Here is a 25,845-nt window from a genome sequence, read left to right as displayed (position 1 = left end):
ACCACGCACTCTCCCCCAATAGGCAGATCTCCTGACAAGCAGGGAGTCTCGTGTGAAGAACTTCGCAAGCGACGAAACCACCCCAAGACGACGCGGACTGCGGGGCGCCATCGTCCTGTTCGCCTCGATCGTCCTCACCGCGGCCGCCGTGGCGGTCGCCAGCCCGGCCCAAGCCCAGACCCGAGTGCCAGGCATCGACGTCTCGCACTACCAGGGCTCGATCAACTGGAACTCGGTGCGCAGCTCCGGCATCCAGTGGGCCTACATCAAGGCCACCGAGGGCACCTCCTACAAGGACCCCCGGTTCAACGCCAACTACCCGAACGCCTACCACGCCGGCGTCATCCGCGGCGCCTACCACTTCGCCCGCCCGAACTACTCCAGCGGTTCGGCCCAGGCCAACTACTTCGCCTCCAACGGCGGAGCCTGGTCGGCGGACAACCGCACCCTGCCGGGCGTGCTCGACATCGAGCACAACCCGTCCGGCTCGTCCTGCTACGGACTCTCCACCACCCAGATGCGGAACTGGATCCTCAGTTTCTACAACACCTACAAGAGCCGCACGGGCCGCGACGTGGTCATCTACACCACGGCCTCGTGGTGGAACTCCTGCACCGGCAACTGGACCGGCATGCGGCTCCGCAGCCCGCTGTGGGTCGCCCACTGGGGCGTCTCGAGTCCGCGCCTGCCGGCCGGCTGGAGCTCCACGACGTGGACGTTCTGGCAGTACACCTCCACCGGGCGAGTCTCGGGGATCTCCGGCAACGTCGACCGGAACTACTTCAACGGTTCGCGCACGCGCCTGATCGCGCTGGCGAACAACACTCCGTAACCCCCTTGAGGAGGGCGGCCCCGATCGGGCCGCCCTCCCGCACATTCTGGAGGCAGGCATGGACATCCACCAGCACATCCGACGCAGACTGCTCTTCGGGGCCGGCGCGGCCGGACTCCTCGGCGTCACCGGCCTCGCCGGACTCGCCGCCCCCGCCGCCGCGCAGAGCTCCACGGCGGCCGTCGAACCCGACATCGACTCGACCGCCGAGTGGGGCGCCCGTCGGCCCCGCGGCAGCAACCCCGTGATCTGGGGCAGCCCCGACAAGCTCATCGTGCACCACACCGTCTCGGCGAACTCCAACGACTTCTCGCGATCCCGGGCACACGCCCACGCCCGCTGGGTCCAGGATCTGCACATGGACGACAACGGCTGGCGCGACTCGGGATACAACTTCATCGTCAGCCGCGGCGGCTGGATCACCGAGGGCTGCACCGGCAGCCTGAACGCGCTCGCGGCCGGGAACCGTTTCATCCAGGGCATCCACACCGCCGGCCAGAACACGCGGGCGATCGGCATCGCGAGCGAAGGCGCCTACCACGACGGCGCCGTCCCGACCGACGCGCAGTGGGAGGTCCTGGTGACCCTGTGCGCCTATGTCTGCGAGCAGTACGGGTTGCCCTCCCACCGGATCTACGGGCACAAGGACTTCGGGTCCACATTGTGCCCCGGCATCATCCACGACCGACTGCCGCGGCTGCGGCGGGAGGTCGAGGACGTGCGCGGCTGGTAAGCGTCAGGAAGCGGGCCGCAGGCGGCCCGAGACCGCGGCGGCGGTCGCGGCGAGGGCCTTGGTGGAGCGGCGGCGCAGCTTGGCGGCGACCCCGACGAACAGGCAGTCGACGACCATGAGCTGCGTGATGCGGCTGACCGTCGCCCCCGACCGGAACGTCGTCTCGCGCGCCGCCGTGGTGAGCACCAGGTCGGCCGTCTGCGCCAGCGGCGAGCGGGCGTGGTTGGTGATCGCCACGGTCGTCGCGCCGCGGTCGCGGGCGGCCTCCAGGAACTCGACCGTCTCGGTCGTCGCCCCCGAATGCGAGATGCCCACCGCCGCGTCCCGGTCCCCGGCCAGGGCCGTGGCCACCAGCGCGGCGTGCACGTCCGGCCAGCTGAAGGCCGTGCAGCCGATGCGGTGGAGCTTCTGTGCCAGGTCCGAGGCGACGATCCAGGAGGCGGCCACGCCGAAGACGTCGACGCGCCCGGCGCGCGCCAGGGCCGCGACGGCGGCCTCGCACGCCTCTACGTCGAGCGCGTCGGCGGTGTCGGTGATCGCGCCGACGTCGGCGTAGCTGACGGTCGCGATGATGCGCGACATGTCGGCGCCGGTCGGGATGTCGCCGCCGGCGATCTCCCGGTCCGGCCCCTCGCCGGAGCCGATGACGGCCTGGGCCGCGCGCATGCGCAGTTCGCGGTGCCCCGTCAGGCCCAGTGAGCGGCAGAACCGCACGACGGTGGCCTCGGAGGTGCCCGCGGCGCGGGCGAGCTCGGTGATGGTGCGCGTCGAGGCCGCCTCGGGCTCGCGGATGATCTCCTGGGCGACCTTCGTCTCGGCCTTCGAGAGCGAGGGGAGGAGTGATTTGATGAGCACCAGGAGGTTCGGCGTGTCGGTGCGGCTGGCAGACATGAGGTCACCGTACACCCGACGTATCGGTAGATTTCTTCAACCGATCAGAGGTTGATGAAATTTCTCTCCATTGCGCTAGGCTCGCTCGTGTGAGTGATGCGACCGACGACAACGACGCGAACGCCGTTCTGGCGGCGCTGCCGACCGAACAAGCCGATCCCCGTTACGCCGGGATCGACCACCTGCCGACCTTGGAGCTGGCCCGCACCATGAACGCGGCCGACGCTACCGTCCCGCAGGCGGTGGCGTCCATGCTCCCCGAGCTCGCCGAGGCCGTCGACGCCATCGTCGAACGGCTGGCCCGAGGCGGGCGGCTGCGCTACGTCGGCGCGGGAACGGCCGGTCGGGTCGCGGTCATGGACGCCGCCGAGTGCCCGCCCACGTTCTCGACCCCGCCGGATCTGGTCAAGGCCATTCTCGCCGGAGGCCGGGCCGCAGAGTCGGGCGCTCAGGAGGGCACCGAGGACGACACCGCCGCCGCCCTCGCCGCCATCGAAGCCGAGCGGATCGGACCCGACGACGCCGTGGTCGGCCTGACCGCCAGCGGCCGCACCCCGTTCGTGGTCGCCGCGATCCGCGCCGCTCGCGAACGCGGCGCGCTCACCGTCGGGCTGTCCTGCAACCGGGGCACGGTGCTCTCGGCCGCCGCCGAGCACGCCTTGGAGGTCCCGGTGGGACCTGAGGTCGTGGCCGGTTCGACCCGGCTGAAGTCGGGCACGGCCCAGAAGCTCGTGCTCAACATGATCTCGACGATCGCGATGGTCAAACTCGGCAAGGTGCACCGCAACTACATGGTGGACATGCGGGTGCTCAACTCGAAGCTGTCCGACCGGGCGGTGCGCATGATCTGCGAGATCACCGGCGCCGACCGCGGATCGGCCGAGCGGGCGCTGGAGGCGGCGGGCAACCGGATCAAGACCGCGGTGGTCATGATCGAACACGACGTGGACGCCCGCACCGCCGAATCGCGCCTCGACCACGCCGGAGGACGGCTCTCCGAGGCCCTCGCCGCCGGCGCTGATGGAGGCAAGCCTTCTTGGTGAGTGCAATGAGGCCGACGCTACTGCTTCAGCCATGAACCGCACCCGGAGGTTTCGAAGGCGGTATCGCTGCTGCGGATTTCGACGGTGACCTTGGCCGAACCGAAGTGGTTGTTGATGATGTCGAAGGTGTCCAGCGAGTCCAACCTCGCCCAATAACATGCAGAGCCTGAGCCCTGCGCCTTGTAGATTCCGGGTTCGATTTCTTCGCCGACCACCCATATGCCGTCCCCGTCGATGGTATTGGCCTCTACCTCGGCCTCAGTCTGCGTGACGGCCTCTTCGCGTTCTTCGAGATCGGATTCGAAGCCGTCGAGCTCGGCTTCGCGATCGTCGAGCGACGCCTCACGGTCATCGAGCTCGGCTTCACGGTCGTCGATCTCCTCGATGATCGCATCTCTCTCATCGATCTGGTCATGGAGCTCGGTGACCTCGGACTCAAGCTCGTCGATCTCTGCGCTGAGGTCCGAAACCGTTTCCGTTGCTGCGGCGTGCTCGGTCTCAAGGTGGTCGAGCTCAGCGCGGCGGGGTCCGGAGGCCGTGTGTCCGATCAACATGCCGACAAGCAATGCGGTGAGGCCGACAGTCGCCGCCAACCTGTACGGATGAGCCCGAAGTCGGCCTGGAAACTGATTGGCGCGGTCTTTCCAGCTCAGTCGGCGGGTGGAACGACCGTATTGAGCGAGTGGCTCGGAATCGCCTTGGGGTTCATCGGAATCAGGCTCGAAACTCATAGAGTGAGATTAGCATCACATTAGTTTCGAGCCGAGGGCGGCCTGGCTGTCTTTTGCGACCTAAAACCGCATTGACCAGCTGAAACGCAGCCTATAGCGGAGCTATCAAACAATTGGAATGGTCGACTCGAGCCCGACATAAACTACAATTCGTCCGGATTGAGTAAGCTCTTGGACGACGGCAGAGGATCAATTCGATGGAAGTGCGGACGGTTCAGACACATCTTATTCCTCGGTGAGCCGCCGGTGCAGGCGGCGGCGTTCGGCGGCGTCCGAGATGCGGGCGCGGGCGGCCAGCCATGCCGCGCCGCGCGCCGGTTCGGCCGCGGCCAGCAACGGCGCGTCCGGCAACCGTTCGGACAGCAGCGCCCGCAGTCCCCGCGCGACCGGAGTCTCGCGCGTCAACAGGCTCCCAGCCAGGACCACCGGCAGCCGCGCCTCCGCGACAGCCACGGCGGTGTCGGACAAATGCGCCACGGCGCGCTCGACGATGCCGGCGGCCACCGGGTCGCCGCCGTCGGCGGCCTCGCACACGATCGGCGCGAAGCGCGACAGCCGCACCGGCGAATCGGCCATGCACCTGCCGATGATCGCGGCCGAGGCGCGGCTGGGCGGGGCGATCTCGGCGATGACCGCCTCCGCCATCCAGCCGCCGGGTCCGTGCCCGTCCAGGTGCCGCAGGGTCGCGCTCACCGCTTCGCGCCCGATCCAGTACCCCGATCCGGCGTCGCCCAGCAGCCAGCCGTGGCCGTCGGCGCGCGCGACCGGCTCGGTGTGGCCCCGCACCGCCAGCGCGACCGCGCCGGTCCCGGCGATGACGACGGTGCCGTCGGGCTCGGCGGTGCCGGCCGCGAAGGCGGTCACGGTGTCGGAGACCATGTCCGGTCGCCTATCGACGCCGAGCACGCCTTGAAGCTGGTCGCCGAACCGCTCGCCGACCACTTCCGGAAGCGAGAGGACGCCCGCCGCCCCGGCGCAGACGGCCGCGATCGACTCCGGTCCTGTAGCGCCGCGCGCGGCCGCGGCGGCCTCGCCCATGCGCAGCAGCGCCCGCTCCTGCTCAGGTCCGACCACATTGGCCGGTCCGGCCTCGCCGGTGCCGATGATGTCGCCGTCCGCGTCGGCGAGCACCGCGCGGGTGCGGGTGCCGCCCGCGTCGATGCCGAGGAACAGGGGAGTACGCATGGGGGCTCATTCTCCTAGGCCGTCACGTTACCGGATCGCAACCCGCGTGACTGTAAAAATAATTCTTGGGATATTGACACGGAACCGCTTTGGATAATACTTTTTTCACAACCAGCAGGTGAGGGAGACCACAAATGGCCCGCAGCAGTGCCGACGCCCCCGACGACGCCGAACGCGCGGTGTCCGAAGCAGGGGTGATCGAACGCATCCGCCGCCAGGCGGGCGAGCTCTCCGAGGCCCTCTCCCGGGTCGCCGAACAAGTTCTGGCCGACCCCGAAGGGGCCGCCCGCGCCACCATCATGGACCTCGCCGAACTCTCGGGCACCTCCCCGGGCACCATCACCCGCTTCTGCCGCCACCTCGGCTACGACGGCTACGCCGCCCTGCGCGTCGCCATCGCCACCGAGACCGGCCGCGCCTCGGCCCGCTCCGAGACCGGCTGGGACGTCAACATCGGCCAGGAGATCGCCCCCGACGACTCCCTCGACCGCGTCCTCAAGCAGCTCATCACCGTCGACGCCGCCATGCTGCGCGACACCGTCGACACCCTCGACCTCGCAGCGGTCGAACAGGTCGCCGCAGCCGTCTCACAGGCCCGCCGCGTCGACGTCTACGGCGTCGGCACCAGCGCGATCGTCGCCCGCGAACTCCAGATGGGCTTCTACCGCACCGGCATCGCCGCCTGGGCCTGGACCGAGGTCCACGACGCGCTGGCCAGCGCCGCGCTGCTCGGCAAGGACGACGTCGCCATCGCCGCCTCCCATTCGGGGACCACCGCCGAGACCATCGAGATGCTCACCGAGGCCGGAAGCCGAGGAGCGCTCACCGTCGCGATCACCGCCTACCCGGACTCGCCGATCGCCGAGGTCGCCGACGTGGAACTGCTCTCGGCCACCCGGCAGACCGGTTTCCGCGCCGACGTGCTGGCCGCCCGGCACTCCCAGCTGCTCGTCGCCGACCTGGTCTACATCGCCGTGGCGCAGCGGCGGTTCCCCGAAACGATGGAAGCCCTCGAATCCCGAGCACGGGCCGTGGTGGGCCACCGTCCACTCAGACAGCGCAACGACCGATAACCCTTAGGAGCAAGCCCATGAGGAAGCCGATCTCAACCCCCAACTTCAGCCGTCGCAGGCTCCTGGGGACCACCGCGGCCGGAGTCGCCGCCACGTCCTTGGGCGCCTGCGCCACCAGAGGAAGCGACGCCGACACCGAAGACGTCAGCGTCGGCGACGACGCCGAGAACCCCTTCGGCGTCGACCCGGCCGCGCCGCTCGACGTCGTCATCTTCGACGGCGGCTTCGGCAACGAGTACGCCGTACAGCATCAGGAGATCTACAACCGGGCCTTCCCCGACGCCGAGATCAGCCACCTGGCCACCCAGGCGATCGCCGAGACCCAGCAGCCCCGGTTCGCCGAAGGCAAGCCGTGCGACGTGCTCGACAACTCCGGCGCCCAGCAGATCCCCATGGACGCGCTCGTCACCGACGGCGAGCTCGCCGAGCTCACCCCGCTGCTCGAAGCGCCGTCCTACGATGACCCGGAACTGACCGTCCGCGACACCCTCCGCGACGGCGTCCTGGACGCCGGCACCTTCAACGGCAAGGTCTACGCCCTCAACTACGTGTTCTCGGCGTGGACGATCTGGTACGACGCGGCCCTGTTCGCCGACAAGGGCTGGGAGCCGCCCCAGACCTGGGACCAGATGCTCGAGCTGTGCCCGGCCATCCAGGCCGAGGGGATCGCGCCGTGGACGTACGCCGGCCAGCACCCGGTCTACCTGTACGACATGTTCCTCATCCTGGCCGGCCGCCACGGCGGCGTCGACGTCCTCAAGGCCATCGACCACCTCGAGCCCGACGCCTGGCGCAACGACTCGGTCGTGGCCGCAGCCGAAGCCATGTACGGGCTCTGGGAGGCCGGCTACATCCTCGACGGCACCCCGGGCATCGACCACATCCAGTCGCAGACGGCGTTCAACAACCACGAGGCGGCGTTCATCCCCGTCGGCTCGTGGCTCCCCAACGAGCAGAAGGGCATCGCCCCAGAGGGCTTCGAATACGCCCCGATGGGCGTGCCCTACCTCGAAGGCAGCAAGCAGCCAGGGCTCATCAGCGCCGGCGGCGAGGAGCCGTTCGTCGTGCCCGAGAGGGCCGCCAACAAGCCCGGCGCCTACGAGTACCTGCGGATCATGCTCTCCAAGGAGGGCTCGCAGATCTTCGGCGACACCGTCTCGGCCGCCACCGTCGTCAAGGGCGTCGAACTCGACAACCTGGCCGCCCAGCTCACCGACGAGCTGGTGTCCAACCCCGACGACCTGTTCCAGCCGCGGTTCCGCTTCTGGTACACGAACATGAACGAAGAGGTCCGCGCCTCGCTCGGTTCGCTCATGGCAGGCGAATCCACACCGGACGAATTCATCGACCGGATGCAGACCGTCGCCGACGAGACGGCCGCCGACGACGGCATCGAGAAGTTCACCCACGACGCGTAACCGGAACGGCCTGAGCAGAGCGGACCGATCATGAGACACGGCAAGTACCCGTTCATCCTGAGCTTTCTGGCACTGCCGGTCGGGCTGTACGTCTGGCTGGTCATCCAGCCGTTCGCCGAGGCCTTCCGGATCTCCTTCACCGACTGGAGCGGATCGACCAACCAGTTTGACTACATCGGACTGGACAACTACATCAACCTGTTCCAGGACGAGCGCTTGGTCATGCCCGCGATCCGGCACACCGCGATCATCCTCGTGGTGCTCCCGGTCGTCACCATCGTCCTGGGGCTGTTCTTCGCCTTCATGCTCAACGTCGGCGGCCGATCCCGCCAGGGCCGCATCGAAGGCGTGCGCGGCGCGAAGTTCCACAAGGTCGTCTACTTCTTCCCGCAGGTCCTCTCGGTGGCCATCATCGGCATCCTCTGGAAGCAGGTGTACGCCCCCGGGAACTTCGGCGGCCTCATCACCGGCGGACTCCAGGCCGTCGGCCTCCCCGCCCCGGCCAACGGGTTCCTGGCCGACAAGCGCTTCGTGCTCTTGGCCGTCATCGCCGTCCTGGTCTGGAGCGCCGTGGGCTTCTATCTGGTGTTCTTCTCCTCGGCGATGGCCTCCATACCCAAGGACCTCTACGAGGCGGGGATCATCGACGGCGCCGGGCGCTTCCAGACCTTCTTCAAGATCACCCTGCCGCTGCTGTGGGACTCGGTGCAGACCGCCTGGATCTACCTGAGCATCATCGCCCTCGACGTGTTCGTCCTCATCTACATCATGACCCCCGAGCGCGGCGGGCCCGACGGAGCGAGCGAAGTGGTCGGCGGCGTCATCTGGAAGTACGCGTTCAACCACGCCGAACAGGCCTTCGCCTCCGCGCTCGGGGTGGTCCTGTTCTTCGCCGCGATGACGCTGGCGGTCGTGTCGCTGCGCTTCGGCCGGCGCGAGCGGATCGAATACTGAGGAGCGAACCCATGACCACCGAGGCCCCCGAGAAGACCGCCGCCGAACCCGCCGCCCCCAAGCGCCCCCGTCCGCCCGAGCACGAGGGCCGGATCATGAACGCCTTCTCCCACGGCTTCCTGTGGCTGTGGGCCCTGATGGTGGTCGTTCCGGTCCTGTGGATCGTCCTGACCTCGTTCAAGACCACCCGCGAGATCGCCGCCGACCCGCTGGGACTGCCCGCCGCGCCTCAGTGGGAGAACTACGTCAGCGCCTGGACCAACGGCAACATCGGCAAGTACTTCATCAACACCATCCAGATCATGGCGTTCTCGGTCACCGGCACCATGCTCCTGGGCGCCATGGCCGCCTACGTGATCGCCCGCTACGAGTTCCGCGGCAACCGGATCATCTACTTCGGCTTCGCCAGCGGCATGATGTTCCCGGTCTTCCTGGCCCTGTTCCCGCTGTTCAAGACCCTGCAGAACGCCGGGCTGCTGAACACCTACCCGGGCCTGATACTCGTCTACATCGCCTACTCGCTGCCGTTCACCGTCTTCTTCCTGACCGCGTTCTTCAAAACCCTCCCCACCGGGGTCGCCGAAGCGGCCCTCATCGACGGCGCCGGCCACTACCGGCTGTTCTTCCGCGTCATGCTCCCGATGGCCAAACCCGGACTGATCGCCATCACCATCTTCAACATCATCGGCCAGTGGAACCAGTTCCTGCTGCCGCTGGTCCTCCTTAGAGACCCCGAAGACGCCGTGATTTCGCAGGGCCTCGCTAACCTGGCCCTGCGGCAGGGATACGAGGGCGACCCCGGCGCCCTGTTCGCCGGAACCGTGATGGCGATGGTGCCGATCTTCATCGCCTACATCATCTTCCAGCGCCAGATCCAAGCCGGACTGACCGCCGGAGCGATCAAATGACAAGAGGAGGGCGATCCGATGACGAAAGCCGGAACGGCGCTGGCGGCCCTGCTGGCCGCCTCGGCCCTGACCGCGAGCTGCACCGACGAGGCCCCGCCGCCCGACGCGGCACTGGAGAGCGCGACCGACGACCGCATGTTCGGGCCGGCGCCCGACTTCGAGGCCCACACCGCGCAGCTCCTCACCGCGTCCTCGGATAAGGACATCGCGGCCCTCTGCGCCGACCTCGGCGGCGAGCTGGCCGCCGGCTTCGTGGTCCACGAGGACGCCACCGACCCGGCCTCCGACGCCTGGTGCGGCTTCGCGGTCGACGACATCGAGCCGACCGAGGCCCCCGAACGCTCCACCTCCGGCGAAGGGGCGGCCCTGCCCGTGCGGGTCCACGCCTGGAGCGACGCCGACGGGTCCCACGTGAGCTTCTTCGACCCCGTGCCGTTCCTCTCGGCGATCGACGGCGACGACCCGGCACTCGCCGAGCGGGGCGAGACCTTGCTCGCCGGCCTCACCGCGGCGGTGGCCGAGGCCACCGGCGGGACCGCCGAAGCCGGCGACCCCACCGACGTCACCTACACCGAGATCCCCTCCGAGATCCCCGCGCCGGAGCTCACCGAGGCCCTCGAACGCACCGCCGCCGAGGCCGGCCTGCGGCTGATCGACCGGATCGCCTACGAAGCGGCGGGCACCACCCTCGTCTTCGCCGTCGAAGGCGAGGACTCGGCCTACTACGCCGACCTCTACGAGGCCTCCCCTGCGATAGGCGTGGCCAACCCGGTGCAGTTCCACGTCTGGTCCGACGCCTCCGGCAACGGCGTCATCGGCTACTTCGACCCGATGCCGCTGTTCCGGGCCGTAGGCCCCGAATTCGAGGACGCCGGCATCGAACTGAGCACCCTCCTGTCCAACGCCGCCTGGGACGCCGCCGCACCGGTCTGAACGAACACTCGCTGTGTCGGCCGCCTCAACCCCACCCCGGTGGTAGGCGCGCCAGTGCTGAGCAGGCATAATCGAGGGGTTGCGCGTCAAGCGCACGTTCTGCCGGGCCTCCGGCCCGGGAAAGTGAAGCGAGTCAGCCCCAACAGGCTGGCGTTTAGCAGTGAAGGGAATCAGTCTCGTGGCTGATCAACAGCAACAAGGCGGCGGGGCCGGCGGCGAGCGCCGCGGCCGCGGCGGCCGTGGGGGCCGGGACGGCGGTCGCGGACGCGACCGCGCCGAGAAGTCCCCGCACATCGAGCGCGTCGTCACCATCAACCGCGTGGCCAAGGTCGTCAAGGGCGGCCGCCGCTTCGCGTTCACCGCGCTCGTCGTCGTCGGCGACGGCGAAGGCAAGGTCGGCGTCGGCTACGGCAAGGCCAAGGAAGTGCCCGCCGCGATCGCCAAGGGCGTCGAAGAGGCCAAGAAGGCATTCTTCGAGGTTCCGCGCATCGGCGGCACCATCCCGCACGAGGTCCTCGGTGAGGACGCCGCGGGCGTCGTGCTCCTCAAGCCCGCCTCCGCCGGTACCGGCGTGATCGCGGGCGGCCCGGTCCGCGCCGTCCTCGAGTGCGCCGGCGTCCACGACGTTCTGTCGAAGTCGCTCGGCTCCTCGAACGCGATCAACATCGTCCACGCGACGGTGCACGCGCTCAAGCAGCTCGAGAGCCCTGAGGCCGTCGCGGCCCGCCGTGGCATGCCGCTGGAGGACATCGCTCCCCACGGTCTGCTGCGCGCCCGCGCCGAGGCCGCTCAGGCCGCGCAGGCGTAAGGGGGGATCGAGTCGATGGCACGTTTGAAGATCACCCAGGTCCGCTCCACGATCGGCGCCAAGCCGAAGCACCGCGAGACCATGCGGACCCTCGGTCTGCGCAAGATCCGCCACACGGTCGTCAAAGACGACCGTCCGGAGTTCCGCGGCATGGTCAACAGTGTCCGGCACCTGGTCGAAGTCGAGGAGGTCGAGTAGTCATGGCGATCCGCATTCATGACCTGCAGCCGGCTCCCGGCTCCAAGAAGGCCAAGACCCGCGTCGGTCGCGGTGAGGGCTCGAAGGGCAAGACCGCCGGGCGCGGCACCAAGGGCACCAAGGCCCGCAAGAACGTCAAGGCCGGCTTCGAGGGCGGCCAGATGCCGCTCCAGATGCGGCTGCCGAAGCTCAAGGGCTTCAAGCCGTACAACAAGACCGTCTACCAGGTGGTGAACCTCGACCGACTCGTCGAGCTCTTCCCCGACGGCGGCGAGGTCGGACCGGAGCAGCTCATCGAGAAGGGCGTGCTCAACAAGAACGAGCTCATCAAGGTCCTCGGATCCGGTGAGGTCGAAGGCGTCAAGCTCGACCTGAAGGCCCACGCGTTCTCGGCTTCGGCCACCACGAAGGTCACCGCCGCCGGCGGCACGACCACCGTGGTCGACAAGAAGACCGGCGAGCCCTTGGGCGAGTAATCGCCGCCGAACCGCCCTTGGCCCCCAACGGAAGCCATGGTGGCCGGGATCATATCGAACACGTGATCCACGAATCGGGTCGGAGTGAACTCCGGCCCGATTCGTCATGCTAATGCCGAATACTCTGCGTCTGGAACCGCCTGCTAGGCTCCCGTAGCGGGGATCACCGTCTACCTCGGCGCGTGAGCCCCGCGCTTGGACCATAAAACACGCCCACTGGTAACCACGGCAGGAACCGTAGCCAGCGGCCCTGTCGGGAGGCCCCTCCATGGGGCTTGTTCAGGAGGAACTGCTTTGCTCTCCGCCTTCATAAGCGCGTTTCGGACCCCCGATCTGCGCAAGAAGATCCTGTTCACCTTGATGATCATCGCGCTGTATCGTCTTGGTGCGCAGATGCCGAGCCCCGGTATCGACTATGCCGCGGTGCAGAGCTGCCTGGATGCCGCCCCCGACGACGACACCGGCGTGTTCGGACTCCTGAACATGTTCACCGGTGGAGCGCTCCTACAGCTCTCGGTGTTCGCGCTCGGCGTGATGCCCTACATCACCGCCTCGATCATCATGCAGCTGTTGACGGTCGTGATCCCCCGACTGGAGCAGCTGCGCAAGGAAGGCCAGCCGGGCCAGGCCAAGATCACCCAGTACACCCGGTACCTCACCCTGGGCCTGGCGCTCCTCCAAGCCTCCGGCTACATCGCGCTGGCCCGCTCGGGCATCCTGTTCAACACCGAATGCCCCACCCCGATCCTCCCGGACCTCTCCGGCACCGAGGTCGGAGCGCCCTACTGGCTCTCCGTGGTCACCGTCGTCGCCGTCATGGTCGCCGGCACCGCCATCATCATGTGGTTCGGCGAGCAGATCACCGAGCGCGGCGTCGGCAACGGCATGAGCCTGATGATCTTCGCCTCGATCGCGGCGCAGATGCCCGGCCAGTTCTGGGGACTGCAGCAGTCCGAGGGCTGGTTCATGTTCTCCGCGATCCTCGCGGTCGGCATCGCCATCATGGTCGCCGTCGTCTTCATCGAGCAGTCCCAGCGGCGCATCCCCGTCCAGTACGCCAAGAAGATGGTCGGCCGGCGCATGTACGGCGGCACCTCGACCTACATCCCCCTCAAGGTCAACCAGGCCGGCATCATCCCGGTCATCTTCGGTTCGTCGCTGCTGTACATCCCGACGCTGTTCCTCCAGCTCAACCAGAACACCGATTCCTGGTGGGCGGGCTTCGTCGACCGCTACCTGATCAACCAGGGCTCGTGGGTCTACATCCTGACCTACACCGCGCTGATCATCTTCTTCACGTACTTCTACGTCTCGATCACCTTCAAGGTCGACGACGTCGCCGAGAACATGAAGAAGGCCGGCGGGTTCATCCCCGGCGTGCGGCCCGGCAAGCCCACCGCCACGTACCTGCAGCGAGTCCTGTCACGCCTGACCTTCCCCGGTTCGCTCTACCTGGCCACGATCGCTATTCTTCCCAACCTGGCCATCATCGCGTTCGGTAACCAGCAGCTGTTCGCTCAGTTCCCGTTCGGCGGTACTTCGGTCCTGATCATGGTCGGTGTCGGCCTGGAGTCGGTCAAGCAGATCGAGTCCCAGCTGATGCAGCGCCACTACGAGGGCTTCCTGCGGTAGCGGGCAGCGCCGTTGGAACACACGGAGGAGCACACTTGCGACTGGTATTGGTAGGCCCCCCGGGGGCCGGCAAGGGAACGCAGGCCGAGATCATCGCCGAGCGGCTCGGCGTCCCCAAGATCTCGACGGGCGACATCTTCCGGGCCAACGTGTCCGGAGGGACCGAGCTGGGCCTCGAAGCCAAGCGGTACATGGACGCCGGCGACCTCGTTCCCGACGAGGTCACCAACAAGATGGTCGCCGACCGGCTCTCCGACGAGGACGCCCAGGGCGGCTTCCTCCTGGACGGCTACCCCCGGAACACCGAGCAGGCCGAGGTCCTCGACCGCATGCTCGAAGGCCACGGACACCGGCTCGACCTGGCCCTGGAGCTGACCGTCGACGACGACGAGGTGGTGCGCCGCCTCTCGGGCCGCCGCGTCTCCAAATCCACCGGCAAGGTCTACCACCTCGAGTTCGACCCGCCGCCGGACCCGGACTCCGACGACCTGTACCAGCGCAGCGACGACCAGCCCGAGACGATCAAGAACCGCCTCAAGGTCTACGCCGAGCAGACCGCGCCGATCGTCGGCTACTACGAAGAGCGCGGCAAGCTCGTACGGATCGACGCCGTCGGCGAGGTCGAGCAGGTCACCGAGCGGGCGATGTCCGCGATCCGCTCGCACGCCCAGTAGGCCGCCGTGTTCCGCCGTCGCCGCCGGACCATCCAGTACAAGACCCCCGAGCAGATCCGCAGGATGCGGGCCGCGGGTCTCGTCGTCGCCGAGGTGCATCAGGCCATGCGCGACCACGCCAAGGCCGGGGTGTCGACGGCGGAACTCGACCGCATCGCCGAGGACGTCATCCGCTCGGCCGGCGCGGTGCCATCGTTCAAGGGCTATGACATCGGCTACGGGCCCTTTCCGGCCTCCATCTGCTCGTCGGTCAACGAGCAGGTCGTCCACGCCATCCCCTCCGAGGAGGCCGTCTTGGCCGACGGGGACCTGCTCTCGGTCGACGTCGGCGCGGTCCTCGACGGCTGGCACGGCGACGCGGCCATCACCATCGAAGTCGGCCGGGTCGCCCCCGAATTGACCGCGCTGCGCGAGGCCTGCGAGGCCGGCATGTGGGCCGGCATCCGGGCCGCCGCCACCGCCAAGCGCCTCGGCGGGATCTCGAACGCCGTCGAACGCGCCGTCGACGCCGCCGGCGACTACGGGATCGTGACCGGATTCGGCGGGCACGGCATCGGCACCGAGATGCACCAGGACCCGCACATCCTCAACTACGGCAATCCCGGCGAGGGCCCGAAGCTGCGGCCCGGCATGGCCCTGGCGATCGAGCCGATGATCACCCTCGGCTCGCCGGACACCGCCGAACTCGAGGACGGCTGGACCATCGTCACCGATGACGGCTCCATCGCCGCGCACACCGAGCACACGATCGCGATCTGCGACGACGGCGTGTGGGTCCTGACCGCCCCCGACGGCGGCGTCGCGATGCTGGGAGAGCTGGCGGCGAGCGCGGCCCAACGCCGATAACGTCATGATGTCATAATGGCGTCATGAATGACGACGCCGGAAGGGTCCGGATCTCGAACGCCGAACGCGAGCGCGCCATAGAGCAGCTGCGGGAGGCCCTCGAGGAAGGACGCATCGAGCTCAGTGAGTTCGACGAGCGTTCGAAGGCCACCTACGAGGCCAAGACCAATGCCGAGCTCGACCTGGTCTTCCAGGATCTGCCGGTGAGTCGGGCCCACGACAGCTCGGTGCACACCATCGATCTGACTCCCGAGGAGCGAGCCGAGCGCGAGGCGGCCGTGCGCGAACGCGTCGAAGGCGGCGGGAGTCGGCTGTCGGGGATGACCCAGGCCCTCATCTGGGTCTCCTGCACCACCCTCCCGATCTGGCTGTTCGTGCTCCTCATCACCGGCGAGACCCAGGGCTTCTGGCCGTTCTGGGCGATCATCAGCCTCGGTGCGATCACTTTGGCCCAGAAGTTGACGAGCAGAGGAGACGACGAATGAGCACGGGAGCGGGCCCGCCGAGAGCCGAAGACGAATGCCATACTGATCTTGTGAGCGAAGACCGAGGAAGGCTTCGCATCTCGAACGCCGATCGGGACGAAGCCGTTGCCCTCCTCAAACGAGCCCTCGACGAGGGGCGCCTCGAGCTGTCCGAGTTCGACGAGCGCACGCGGGCGGTGTACGGCGCGAAGACGAACGCCGAGCTCGACCTCGTCTTCGACGACCTGCCGTTCGGCCGGACCGACGACAGGTCGCCGAGCACCTTCGACGCGCCCGCCGATGATCGCGCCGAACGGGAGCAGGACGGCCACGGGCACGTCCACCACCGCCATGGCCATCGTGGCCTGCCTTCGTCGCTGCACGGCCTGGTCTGGGTCGCCGTACCGACGATCACGATCTGGCTGCTCTCCTCGATCGTCTCGGGAGAGGTCCAGTACTTCTGGCCCGCTTGGCCGGTCGGGATCATGGCCGCGATCTTCCTGGCCCAATGGCTCACCGGCGATCGCGACGACGGCTGCTGAAGCCCCTTTCTCGGCACACCCAGAAGGAGTCCCCATGTCCTCACTCGAGCGCTACCGTGACCGCGGCACGCGCATCGGCGACGCCGAACGCGGCGCCCTCGCCGAACTCTTGCGGTCCTCCGTCGACAAGGGATATCTGACGCTCGAGGAGTACGAGAAGCGCGTCGAGTCCGTCATGGAGGCGAAGACGCTCGGCGACGCCGAGGTGGTGCTCCTGGACCTTCCCGCGTACCAAGCGATCCTGGACGCCGGCGAGCCCGAGCGGAGCCCGACGCCGCAGTGGATCAAATGGCTCTGGTTCGGAGTGTCCATCCCGATCGGCATCAACTTGGGCGTGTGGCTCTTCGTGATGGCACTGACCGGAGGCAACACGCAGTACTTCTGGCCGATCTGGGTCGTGATGCCGCTCCTGGTCGTCGCCGGAGCCTTGACCGTGGCCGAGCGGAAGATCATTCGCCCGACCCTCGATGAGAAGCGCCGCAAGCAGCGCGAGCGCCGCAGGCCCCGCCTCTGAATGAAGACCGACGAGGCACCGGTCCCGCACCGGCGCCTCGCCGGCTCTCCGACGGACGACTGAAGGTCGGCCGAGGGTCATCGCCTCCGAACCTAACCTCCGGGTGCGACAGAACCGGCGCAGAGAAGAGCCCCGCGGTCGCCTGCGGGGCCGGTAGGCACGGAGAGGGCACCGCAGTTGCCCGCGAGGCCCTCGCAGAACATGGGGTGATCGACGGGGCTTGCTGGGCTGAGGGCGCTTCGCGCTGCGACCTCCTGGACCACCACCGAGCGCTGGAGGCACGGAAAAAGCCCCGCGGTTGCCCGCGAGGCTTTCTCAATGGGGTGATCGACGGGGCTTGAACCCGCGACCTCCTGGACCACAACCAAGCGCTCTACCAGCTGAGCTACGACCACCATGTATTCAGTTCACCAAGGGAACCCTGGTAACCGCCGACAATCATAGCCGCGGTCGGGGCGATTCCGTCAACCGGGTCAGGTGTTCGGCGTCTCAGCGTCCAGTTCGGCGACGGCCTGCTTCGCCTCGTCGGAGCTCGGGCCGGGGAGCTGCACGAACACCGTCTTGCGGTAGTACTCGAGTTCGCGGATGCTCTCCTTGATGTCGGCCAGCGCGCGGTGGGCCAGGCCCTTGGCCGGCTGGTTGTAGTAGACGCGGGGGTACCAGCGCCGTGCCAGCTCCTTGATCGAGGAGACGTCGATCATCCGGTAGTGGAGGTGGTCGTCGAGGCGGGGCATGTACTTGGCGATGAAGGTGCGGTCGGTGGCGATCGAGTTCCCGCACAGCGGCGCGGTGCGGGCCTCGGGCACGTGCTGCTTGACGTATTCGAGCACCTCGTCCTCGGCCTGGTCCAGCGAGACGTCGGCCGCGCGGACCTCGTCGGTCAGGCCGGACTTGGCGTGCATGTCGGTGACCACGGGGCCCATGTTGTCGAGCTTGGCGGGTTCGCATGCGATCACGAGGTCGATGCCGTCGTCGACCGGGGTGAGGTCGGGTTCGGTGACGAGCGCGGCGATCTCAATGAGGGCTTCGGTCTCGGGGTCGAGGCCGGTCATCTCGCAGTCGACCCACACTAGGCGTTCTTCAGACACTTGCATAACTCTACGCTGCAGCTGCGTTGAACGTGATCTTCGTCGGTCGCGATCAGCGAGTCGACCACTGTGCGCAATTGTTCGGGAACGCTGAGTGCCCGACATCCGACTCCGGTGCGCCAAGAAAGGTGTTGCTCGTCACCCTTACGTTCCGCTATGGTGCAGGCATCAGAGAGTCGTGGCCTTTGCGGTCGGCATCGCAGTGATAGGGGCCGCATTGAGATTATCTCTCAACTTTTTCAAGGTAGAGCGCGTGTACCCCTATAGATTGAAGGTTTGCGATGAAGCGGACCGGGCAATACCGTGACCGAGGCCGATGGGCGGCATGCTCCTCCTGAGGTAGCAGTGACACCCATCTCAACGGCATCATGATCGGTCCGAACCCCCGTCTAGGGAATAGGAACCGTGAACGAGGCCTTCCATTGAGGGCCGGGTTATCGGGTCGGTGCGGCGGCCCCGCCAGGGGCCACCGAACGGCATCGGTTCAGTAACCGTGGTGTATCGAACACCGGGGCACGGAATTCCACGCAACGAAGCGGTCGTTGTAACTAGTGCACCGTTCAGTCGGTGCCCGGGGGACGAGGAAGCTGGAGGAGACCTTGAGCGTGGAGACTACGACTACACCCACCCTCACCACCGAAGAGGTCGCTGAGGAGCGAGATCTGGTAGGTGTTTACCTGCACGAGATCTCCAAGACGCCGTTGCTGGACGCAGCCGCCGAGGTCGAACTGGCCAAGGCGGTCGAAGCCGGCCTGTTCGCCAAGCACCTGCTGGCCGAGGGGAAGACCTTCGCGGGTGCCGGCGAGAAGGAGCTGAAGCGCCTGGTGGAGGACGGGGCGCGCGCCAAGGAGCAGTTCATCAAAGCGAACCTGCGCCTGGTCGTGTCGATCGCCCGCCGCTACGTTCGCTCCGGTATGCCGATGCTGGACCTGATCCAGGAGGGCAACACCGGCCTGGTCCGCGCCGTTGAGAAATTCGACTACCAGCGCGGGTTCAAGTTCTCGACCTACGCCACGTGGTGGATCCGCCAGGCCATCAGCCGGGCGATCGCCCAGCAGGAGCGCACCGTGCGCCTGCCGGTGCACCTGGTCGAGGACGTCAACCGGATGCGCAACGTCACCCGCCAGCTCACCCGTGAGCTGGGCGGCGACCCCGAGCCCGACCAAGTCGCGAAGGCTCTGGGAGTCACCGTCGAGCGGGTCAACGAGCTCATCCGCTGGAGCCAGGACACGGTCTCCCTCGACACGCCGATCGGCGACGACGGCGATACCAACCTCGGCGACCTGGTCGCCGACTCCGACGAGCCGAGCCCTGAGGACGTCGTGCTCGCCGGAATGGAGCGGCAGCGCATCGAGATGATGCTCAACCACCTCGACGAGCGCTCCGCCGGAATCGTCAAGGCCCGCTACGGGCTCGAAGACGGGCGGGAGCACTCGCTGACCGAGGTCGCCCACCGGTTCCACCTGTCGCGCGAGCGCATCAGGCAACTGGAGATCCAGGCGCTGGCGCGCCTGAAGGAACTGGCGAACGACCAGGTCATGGCGGAGGCCGCTTGACTGCGTGAGCGATAAGACGTAAGAGGGCCGGGGCGTGAGCCCCGGCCCTTCGTCGTGCGCCGAGCGCCGACTATATTTCCTATAGGATATATGATATAGGGTTCGGTCAGACGCGGCGGTAGCCGTCGATGCCCATCATGTCGATCCCGGCGGTTTTCACCACATCGCCCGGCTTGGGCGCGTGGATGACCTCGCCGCCGCCGATGTAGATGGCCATGTGGCCGAGACCGGCGTAGAACACCAGGTCGCCGGGCCGCAGGTCGGAGCGGTCGATCGGCGTGGTCTCGTTCCAGATGGCGACGGTGTAGTGGGTCAGCGAGATGCCGGAGACCGCGTAGGCGCCCTGGACCAGTCCCGAGCAGTCCCACGAGTCCGGGCCGGCGGCGCCGTAGACGTAGGGCTCGCCCAGTTGCGCGCGGGCGAACTCGACCGCCGCGGTCGCGGCGTCGGAGCTGTACGAGGCGACCGTGTCCGAGCTCGAACCCGAATCGGAGTTCGAGGCCGGCTCGCTCGCCGCGGCCTCCGCCGCCGCTGCCTCGGCCGCCGCCTCCGCCTCGGCTTGCGCCTCTGCTTCGGCCGCCGCTTCGGCGGCCTGCTCGGCCTCGTCGATCTGCTCGTCGAGTTCGGCGATCGCCGCTTCGGCCTCGGCGATGTCGGCCCCGAACGCGATCGCGTCCTCGGTGGCCGCCTGGGCCTCCTCGAACCGGTCGGTCTGCTCCTTGGCGAAGCCGACCAGACTCGCCATCTTCGCGCCGAGGTCCTCCTCGGCGGAGTCGACGGCGACGGTGACCCGGTCGAGCCGGGCCTTGGGGCTGCCGTATTCGGCGCTGACCTCGTCGATGACCGCGCGGGCCTGGCTGAGCCGCTGCCGCAGGTCCGCGAGGCGGTCCTCGGTCTCGGCCCGTTCGGTCTCGAGTTCGGCGATATGGTCTTCGATTTCCGCCGAGGTCGCCTCGTCATAGTCGATGTCGACCGCTTCGGCGGGAGATGCCGCGAAGATGGTGGCCACACTCACGGCAATGGCGGTGACACCTGCGTAGAGGGCGGCTCGGCGGATGATGCCGTTCGCTCGCGAACGCTCTCGCGTTTCGGGGCAGGCTCGGTCCACAGGATGGCCTTTCTTCCTCGGCCGCCTACCGGGTTAGCTGTCGGGTTCGGGCTGGGAAGCGCGCCCTACCCGCCGAGATGGGGATCAACGGCGGGATTCACCCCTGCGAACGGGCGGCGCCACAGGCGCCGGCCTCACGAGTCTCCTCGTCGCGGTGGGTTCCCGGCCTGCGCTTCGACGAGGACGGGACCCGGAGGGATGGGGCCCGGCTCGCGTCGCGCAGTTCGGCGGTCCGGCGGGAGGGCCTCTGGGGGAGGTCCTGACGTCCCGACCGGAACAGGAGCTGACGCTAGTCGACGTGACCGGCGTCGCCAAGAAGGTTGTGAAATTATCCACAATCCGGTAACGGACAGTGAGGACAGGCAGGTAGAGAGGGTCACTATCCAGCGGCTTCACTCATCCGCCGGACTCGCCTAGAACGATCGGAGCGAGGCCGGAGGAGGTGGGCTCGGCATCGCCGCGGCATCGGTCGCCGGGACGGCGCCGCCGATGTACTCGGCGAGCTCACCGCCCTCCAGCACCCGGCACGGGAACGGCGCACCGGCGCAGCGGCGCCGCAGCTCCCGCACCGGCAGCTCGACGTCGGCCGCCGCGGCCACGACGTTCCCGAACCGCTTCCCACGAAGGACCGCCGGCTCGGCCATCACGGCCGAGCGGCCCCACACCTCGGCCATCGCCGCCAGCGCCGGCTTCAAGAACCGCATCCGGCCCCCGTCGCACAGATTCACCGCGTAATGCCCGCCGGGGCGCAGCACCCGCTTCGCCTCCCGCAAAAACTCCACAGTGGTCACATGCGCCGGCACTCGCGCCCGCTCGTACACGTCGGTGACGATGAGCTCATAGCTTCCGTCCGGCGCCGCCTCGAGCGCCTCGCGGGCATCGGCCCGGCGGATCTTCACCCGCACCCTGCGCGGCAGCGGCGCCTCCGCCCGCACCAGCGACACCAGTTCGGCGTTCGTCTCGACCGCCTGCTGGTACGACTCCGGCCTCGTCGCGGCCACATACCGCGCCATCGCCAACGCCCCCGCACCCAGATGCAGCACCCGCAGCGGCCGCCTCGGCTCGGCGACCGCGTCGACCAGGTACGAGATGCGCTGCATGTACTCGGCGTCGAGATAGGCCGGATCGTCGAGATCGATGCTCGACTGCACCACCTCGTCGGCGACCAGATGCAGCAGACTCGGACGGTCGGAGTCGACATCGAATCGGAGAGCGTTCAGCATGGGCACCGCGATTCCAGTCCAGGCCGAGGCGCCGCTTGCGACGCCGGCTTACGGGGCGACGGGCGAGGGATCACGGACCCATTGTGCCCGACGTACCCCCGCCCGACTGGATCCGAGCCGACGCCGCGATGTGCGCGATGCGCCGCAGCGCCGCGAACACCGTCTCGCCCAGCACCGTGCCCACCACCGCCTGCTCCACGTCCACACCCTCCGGGCGTGTCGCCTCCGCGATCGCCTCCATGTCCGCCGACGCCAGCTGCGCCGCCGCGTCGGCGTAGTGCGTCAGCACCTCCACCGGATCCGGATTGCCCAGTCGGTAGTAGGCGGCCAGAGCCGTCACGATCGCGTCCCGGTAGTTCGGCGGCGCGTACTCGAGCCACCCGTACTCGCTGAGCAGCCCGTCCACGGTCCGCTCGGCCGCCCGCAGCGCCCCCTCGCTGCCGAGCGAGAACCGCGGATTGCGGTGCGTGGCCGCCAGCGTGGCACCGAGCGCCCGGAACGCCGACTCCGGGTGCCGCGCCAACACCTTCAGCACCTCGCCGATCTGCGCCACCGACAGGCCCGCCGTCTCCGACAGGGCCCGGATGAGCAGCAGCCGGTGGACATGCTCACCCCCGTACTCCACCACGTTGCCCTCGAGATGCTCCCCGGGCGGCAGTAGCTGCTCGCGCAGGTAGTACTTGATCGTGGCGGCCGGGACGCCGGTCCGCTCCGACAGCTCGCCGATGCGCATAAGACGGAGTGTAGGCCCCAACGCGCGCGAGCGTTACGGTAAGCACTATGGCGGATCCCCGAACGACACTCCTCAGCGAACTGCGAGAGCTTGCGGCGCAACCGATACCCGGCTTCGATCCCGATCTCGCCGACGACTTCGCCGCAACCGGGCGCCGGTTGCCGTACGAGCACCAGTACTTCGCGCGGCGCCGCCACCTCGCCGCGCTGGCGATCGCGGGCGAGGCCGGGCCGCTCGACGAGCTGCTGGACGCCGTCTGCGACGAGCGCTCCTGGGCGCTGCCGGCCCACTGGGACACCGGCGACCCGCGCACCTGCGTCGACCTGTTCGCCTGCGAGACCGCCCACACCCTCGCCGAGATCCTCCGACTCCGCGAAGGGCTCCAATCGGCCGACCGCGTCAGAGCGGAGATCCGCTCGCGCGTCATCGACCCGCTGTTCGACGCCGAGGAACCGTACTGGTGGGAAGAGCGGATCACCAACTGGACGGCCGTCTGCGCCGGAGCCGCCGGCATGGCCGCGCTGGCCCTCGGCGTCGACACCGACGCGGTCCGGAGCCGGATCATCCCCGCCCTCCAGAGCTACCTGTTCTCCTTCGGACCCGACGGCGGCTGCGTCGAAGGCGTCGACTACTGGGTCTACGGCTTCGGATACTTCACCTACTTCGCCGAAGCCTGGCGCGAGGCCACCGGCGAAGACCTGCTCGCCGGATGCGAGGCCATCGCCTCCTTCCCGGCCGCCGCCCAACTCGCCACCGGCTCGTTCGCGACCTTCGGCGACGCCCGCTCCGCGGCCGTGCTCCCCACCGGCCTGCTGGCCCGCCTCGCCGACCGGCTCGGCGTCGACCTGCCCGCGGTCGACCACACGCCCGCGTTCGCCGAGGACTACTGCGCCCGCTGGGGGCACCTGACCAGGTCCCTGGAATGGGGCCGGGAACTGGCCGGCGAGGTCGCACCGGCCCGGACCCTGCTGCCCGACGTCGGCTGGTACGTCGAGCGGCGCCGCACGGGCGGGCGCATGTGGGCGCTGGCGGTCAAGGGCGGCTACAACGACGAGCCCCACAACCACCTCGACCTCGGCTCGTTCATCATCGCCGCCGACGGCGAGCAGCTGCTGTGCGACCCGGGCGCCGGGGAGTACACCGCCGCCTACTTCGGGCCCGAGCGGTACGAACAGACCCACCCCTCCTCGCAGTGGCACTCCGTGCCGACCGTCGAGAGCGCCTCACAGCAGCTCGGGGAGGACTCGCGCGCCGAGCTGGTCAAGACCGCCGAGGGCGTCGACGCCTACATCGACGCCTACGGCGACGGAGCGCTCCTGCGGAAGTTCACCTGGGACGAGAAGGGCATCGCCCTCTTCGACGCCGGGCCCGACCTGGTCGAGAGCCTCGTCAGCCGCATCCGGCCCGAACTGAGCGGCGAGACGGCCACCTGGACCGGCGAGCGCGGCACGCTGCGCCTGCGCGGCCTCGACGAGGCGACCGCGCGCATCGAGCACGTCGACACCACCGACCACGAAGGACGGCCCGAGCGGCTATGGGCGCTCCGCTTCGCCTTCGTCGACCGGCTCAGGTTCGAGCTGCTCTAGCACTCCGTCGGCCTTGAGCTCGCGCCGCGCGGCCGCGATCGCCTCGCTGGTGTGCTCGAACAGCCGCCCCTGCTGCCACAGCGGCTCCAGGACGCCCAGGGCCGCCAACGGCCGGGCGTGGACCGACCTCAGCCCCGAGAGGTACACGGCGATGCCCCGGTGCTCCAGCCGCTTGATCGCGTCGGCCAGCACCAGCGCGCCCGAAGCGTCGAGAGTGGATACACGGCTCATGCGGAGGACCACCACCCGCACGTCCGCGACCTCCAGCAGCTGCAGCAGGAACCGGTGGGCCGCCGCGAAGAACAGCGGACCCTCGAGGCGGTAGGCCACGATGTGCTCGTGCAGCAGCGCCGCCTCCTCGTCGTGGTGGTCGTGCTGCTCGATCGGCTCGAGCTCGATGCTCGTGGCCCGCGAGATGCGCCGCAGCGCCAGGAAGCCGGCCATCGCGATGCCGATCGCGACCGCCCACACCAGGTTGAACAGCACCGTCGCGGCCAACGTGAGGCCCATGACCGCCGCGTCGGCGCGGGTCGAGCGGGCCAGCGCCAGCATCGAGCTGACCTCGATCATGCGGATCGCGGTCGCCATCAGCACCCCGGCCAGCGCCGCGAGCGGCACGTGAGCGACCGCCGGGGCCAGGGCGAGCATCATCAGCGCCAGCATCGCCGCGTGCGAGAGCGCGGCCAGGCGGCTCGCGGCCCCGGCCCGCACGTTCACCGCCGTGCGCGCCAGCGCACCGGATGCCGGCATGCCGCCGAACATCGGAGTCACCAGGTTCGCGACACCCTGGCCGAGCAGTTCCCGGTCCGGATGGTGGCGCTGGTCGACGGTCATGTTGTCGGCCACGGTCGCCGACAGCAGGGACTCGAGCGAGCACAGCGCGCAGACGGCCACCGCGGCCGCCATCAGCCCCGGCACCTCGCCCGGGTCGAGGAATTCCAGACTCGGCGCCGGCAGGACCGACGGCAGTGCGCCGATCACCAGCACCTCGACGTGCAGGTACCAGGTGACGACGGTGGCGGCCACGATCGCGATCAGCGACGTCGGCACCACCGGCTTCAGCCTCGCCACGAGCAGGATCGCCGCCGCGACTCCGACCGACACCGAGGCGGCCACCCAGTTCGGCGCCGCGGCGAACGCCGCGGCCGCGTCCCAGGCCCCCACCAGCACTCGCGCGCCGGAGACCTCGAATCCGAGCGCCGGGGGCACCTGCTGCAGGAAGATCACGACGGCGACCCCGGCGCTGAAGCCCTCGACCACCGGCACCGGCACGTAGCGCACGTACCGCCCCGCTCCGGTCACCGCCAAGACCACCAGCCCGATCCCGGCGAGGAACCCGACCAGGAGGACCCCGGTCGGGCTGTGGGCCGCCACCAGGGGCACCAGCACCACCGCCATTGGTCCGGTCGGGCCGGTGACCTGGAGGTTCGAGCCGCCGAGCATCGCCGCCACCCCGCCGGCGACGATGGCCGAGATCAGTCCGGCGGTCGCGCCGAGCCCCGAGGCCATGCCGAATCCGAGCGCCAGCGGCAGGGCCACGATCGCGACCGTCGCCCCGGCGAGCAGGTCGGTGTGCCAGTGGCGGCGCATGGGGACGAAGTCCGAGCGGCCTGGAAGCAGCTGTCTCAAGCGTCCCGTTTCAAGCCTTGAAGTCATCCGCACCGCCGTCATGGGCGTATTGTCCCAAGTCGTACGG

The 25,845-nt window shown here is 68.6% G+C and carries 27 protein-coding genes, 1 tRNA gene and 1 riboswitch; of the genes, 19 read left to right on the top strand and 9 right to left on the bottom strand.

Translation table 11 applies throughout. From position 1 onward, the window contains the following. Positions 1-52 precede the first annotated feature (52 nt). The gene (locus ACYVL2_RS00220) at positions 53-832 is read left to right on the top strand and encodes a lysozyme (RefSeq protein ID WP_460538959.1); all 780 of its coding nucleotides are present in this window, start codon (positions 53-55) and stop codon (positions 830-832) included. A 58-nt stretch (positions 833-890) separates the two neighbouring features. Next, positions 891-1,565 (top strand): peptidoglycan recognition protein family protein, encoded by a 675-nt coding sequence (locus ACYVL2_RS00215; protein ID WP_460538958.1) that lies wholly within the window; start codon positions 891-893, stop codon positions 1,563-1,565. Positions 1,566-1,568: 3 nt separating this feature from the next. On the opposite strand, the gene ACYVL2_RS00210 is transcribed toward ACYVL2_RS00215, so the two are convergent. Continuing rightward, a complete protein-coding gene (locus tag ACYVL2_RS00210; protein WP_460538956.1) occupies positions 1,569-2,456 on the bottom strand; it encodes a MurR/RpiR family transcriptional regulator in 888 nt (295 codons plus the stop codon). Between the two features lie 89 nt (positions 2,457-2,545). On the opposite strand from ACYVL2_RS00210, the gene murQ reads away from it, so the two are divergent. Continuing rightward, positions 2,546-3,499: an N-acetylmuramic acid 6-phosphate etherase gene (murQ, locus tag ACYVL2_RS00205; RefSeq protein ID WP_460538954.1), complete on the top strand. Its 954-nt coding sequence runs from the start codon at positions 2,546-2,548 to the stop codon at positions 3,497-3,499. A 17-nt stretch (positions 3,500-3,516) separates the two neighbouring features. Here murQ and ACYVL2_RS00200 read toward each other — a convergent pair whose 3' ends face one another. Both ACYVL2_RS00200 and ACYVL2_RS00195 read right to left on the bottom strand, forming a co-directional pair. Then, positions 3,517-4,230 (bottom strand): hypothetical protein, encoded by a 714-nt coding sequence (locus tag ACYVL2_RS00200; RefSeq protein WP_460538952.1) that lies wholly within the window; start codon positions 4,228-4,230, stop codon positions 3,517-3,519. A 225-nt stretch (positions 4,231-4,455) separates the two neighbouring features. Beyond that, positions 4,456-5,415: an N-acetylglucosamine kinase gene (locus tag ACYVL2_RS00195; RefSeq protein ID WP_460538950.1), complete on the bottom strand. Its 960-nt coding sequence runs from the start codon at positions 5,413-5,415 to the stop codon at positions 4,456-4,458. Positions 5,416-5,549: 134 nt separating this feature from the next. On the opposite strand from ACYVL2_RS00195, the gene ACYVL2_RS00190 reads away from it, so the two are divergent. From ACYVL2_RS00190 to ACYVL2_RS00125, 14 genes are all read left to right on the top strand, one after another. Beyond that, positions 5,550-6,488, top strand: a complete 939-nt coding sequence (locus ACYVL2_RS00190; RefSeq protein ID WP_460538948.1) for a MurR/RpiR family transcriptional regulator — start codon at positions 5,550-5,552, stop codon at positions 6,486-6,488. Between the two features lie 17 nt (positions 6,489-6,505). Further along, positions 6,506-7,906, top strand: coding sequence for a substrate-binding domain-containing protein (ngcE, locus tag ACYVL2_RS00185; RefSeq protein ID WP_460538946.1), 1,401 nt, complete (start codon positions 6,506-6,508; stop codon positions 7,904-7,906). 30 nt (positions 7,907-7,936) lie between these two features. Further along, entirely contained in the window at positions 7,937-8,860 is a 924-nt protein-coding gene (locus tag ACYVL2_RS00180; protein ID WP_460538944.1) for a carbohydrate ABC transporter permease, read from the top strand. Positions 8,861-8,871: 11 nt separating this feature from the next. Beyond that, positions 8,872-9,768, top strand: coding sequence for a carbohydrate ABC transporter permease (locus ACYVL2_RS00175; RefSeq protein WP_460538942.1), 897 nt, complete (start codon positions 8,872-8,874; stop codon positions 9,766-9,768). Positions 9,769-9,786: 18 nt separating this feature from the next. Continuing rightward, positions 9,787-10,701 (top strand): hypothetical protein, encoded by a 915-nt coding sequence (locus ACYVL2_RS00170; protein ID WP_460538940.1) that lies wholly within the window; start codon positions 9,787-9,789, stop codon positions 10,699-10,701. A 178-nt stretch (positions 10,702-10,879) separates the two neighbouring features. Further along, complete coding sequence (gene rpsE / locus ACYVL2_RS00165) at positions 10,880-11,509, top strand: 30S ribosomal protein S5 (RefSeq protein ID WP_460538938.1); 630 nt, start codon at positions 10,880-10,882, stop codon at positions 11,507-11,509. Between the two features lie 15 nt (positions 11,510-11,524). Then, positions 11,525-11,707: an uL30 family ribosomal protein gene (gene rpmD / locus ACYVL2_RS00160; protein ID WP_460538936.1), complete on the top strand. Its 183-nt coding sequence runs from the start codon at positions 11,525-11,527 to the stop codon at positions 11,705-11,707. 2 nt (positions 11,708-11,709) lie between these two features. Then, positions 11,710-12,183, top strand: coding sequence for a large ribosomal subunit protein uL15 (gene rplO / locus ACYVL2_RS00155; RefSeq protein WP_460538934.1), 474 nt, complete (start codon positions 11,710-11,712; stop codon positions 12,181-12,183). Positions 12,184-12,477: 294 nt separating this feature from the next. Then, entirely contained in the window at positions 12,478-13,815 is a 1,338-nt protein-coding gene (gene secY, locus ACYVL2_RS00150; RefSeq protein ID WP_460538932.1) for a preprotein translocase subunit SecY, read from the top strand. Between the two features lie 35 nt (positions 13,816-13,850). Further along, on the top strand, positions 13,851-14,489 hold the full coding sequence (locus tag ACYVL2_RS00145; protein WP_460538930.1) for a nucleoside monophosphate kinase: 639 nt from the start codon (positions 13,851-13,853) through the stop codon (positions 14,487-14,489). A 6-nt stretch (positions 14,490-14,495) separates the two neighbouring features. Further along, complete coding sequence (map, locus tag ACYVL2_RS00140; protein ID WP_460538928.1) at positions 14,496-15,335, top strand: type I methionyl aminopeptidase; 840 nt, start codon at positions 14,496-14,498, stop codon at positions 15,333-15,335. A gap of 23 nt (positions 15,336-15,358) precedes the next feature. Further along, positions 15,359-15,820 carry a DUF1707 SHOCT-like domain-containing protein gene (locus ACYVL2_RS00135; RefSeq protein WP_460538926.1) on the top strand — a complete coding sequence of 154 codons (462 nt, stop codon included), beginning with the start codon at positions 15,359-15,361 and terminating at the stop codon, positions 15,818-15,820. Between the two features lie 50 nt (positions 15,821-15,870). Continuing rightward, positions 15,871-16,341, top strand: a complete 471-nt coding sequence (locus tag ACYVL2_RS00130) for a DUF1707 SHOCT-like domain-containing protein (RefSeq protein WP_460538924.1) — start codon at positions 15,871-15,873, stop codon at positions 16,339-16,341. 34 nt (positions 16,342-16,375) lie between these two features. Beyond that, positions 16,376-16,855: a DUF1707 SHOCT-like domain-containing protein gene (locus tag ACYVL2_RS00125; RefSeq protein WP_460538922.1), complete on the top strand. Its 480-nt coding sequence runs from the start codon at positions 16,376-16,378 to the stop codon at positions 16,853-16,855. Between the two features lie 319 nt (positions 16,856-17,174). Here the strand turns inward: ACYVL2_RS00125 and ACYVL2_RS00120 are convergent. Together ACYVL2_RS00120 and orn are read right to left on the bottom strand one after the other, a co-directional pair. Continuing rightward, positions 17,175-17,250 (bottom strand) — tRNA-His (locus tag ACYVL2_RS00120). Positions 17,251-17,328: 78 nt separating this feature from the next. Next, the gene (orn, locus tag ACYVL2_RS00115; RefSeq protein ID WP_460538920.1) at positions 17,329-17,943 is read right to left on the bottom strand and encodes an oligoribonuclease; all 615 of its coding nucleotides are present in this window, start codon (positions 17,941-17,943) and stop codon (positions 17,329-17,331) included. Between the two features lie 599 nt (positions 17,944-18,542). On the opposite strand from orn, the gene ACYVL2_RS00110 reads away from it, so the two are divergent. Next, a complete protein-coding gene (locus ACYVL2_RS00110; protein WP_460538918.1) occupies positions 18,543-19,499 on the top strand; it encodes a sigma-70 family RNA polymerase sigma factor in 957 nt (318 codons plus the stop codon). A 106-nt stretch (positions 19,500-19,605) separates the two neighbouring features. Here ACYVL2_RS00110 and ACYVL2_RS00105 read toward each other — a convergent pair whose 3' ends face one another. From ACYVL2_RS00105 to ACYVL2_RS00095, 3 genes are all read right to left on the bottom strand, one after another. Next, on the bottom strand, positions 19,606-20,514 hold the full coding sequence (locus ACYVL2_RS00105; RefSeq protein WP_460538916.1) for a C40 family peptidase: 909 nt from the start codon (positions 20,512-20,514) through the stop codon (positions 19,606-19,608). Between the two features lie 100 nt (positions 20,515-20,614). Continuing rightward, positions 20,615-20,751: riboswitch (cyclic di-AMP (ydaO/yuaA leader) on the bottom strand. 269 nt (positions 20,752-21,020) lie between these two features. Continuing rightward, positions 21,021-21,830, bottom strand: coding sequence for a spermidine synthase (locus tag ACYVL2_RS00100; protein ID WP_460538914.1), 810 nt, complete (start codon positions 21,828-21,830; stop codon positions 21,021-21,023). A 70-nt stretch (positions 21,831-21,900) separates the two neighbouring features. Further along, positions 21,901-22,563: a MerR family transcriptional regulator gene (locus ACYVL2_RS00095; protein WP_460538912.1), complete on the bottom strand. Its 663-nt coding sequence runs from the start codon at positions 22,561-22,563 to the stop codon at positions 21,901-21,903. Positions 22,564-22,610: 47 nt separating this feature from the next. Between ACYVL2_RS00095 and ACYVL2_RS00090 the strand changes: the two genes are divergently transcribed. Beyond that, on the top strand, positions 22,611-24,149 hold the full coding sequence (locus ACYVL2_RS00090; protein ID WP_460538910.1) for a heparinase II/III family protein: 1,539 nt from the start codon (positions 22,611-22,613) through the stop codon (positions 24,147-24,149). Here the strand turns inward: ACYVL2_RS00090 and ACYVL2_RS00085 are convergent. Further along, on the bottom strand, positions 24,096-25,805 hold the full coding sequence (locus ACYVL2_RS00085) for a SulP family inorganic anion transporter (RefSeq protein ID WP_460538908.1): 1,710 nt from the start codon (positions 25,803-25,805) through the stop codon (positions 24,096-24,098). The two genes, ACYVL2_RS00090 and ACYVL2_RS00085, sit on opposite strands and share 54 nt — an antisense overlap. Positions 25,806-25,845: the final 40 nt, after the last annotated feature.

It is taken from the genome of Glycomyces halotolerans (genome assembly GCF_054779575.1).
The sequence above is the reverse complement of the archived record's forward strand: the minus strand, read 5'-3'. Positions and strand labels throughout refer to the sequence as shown.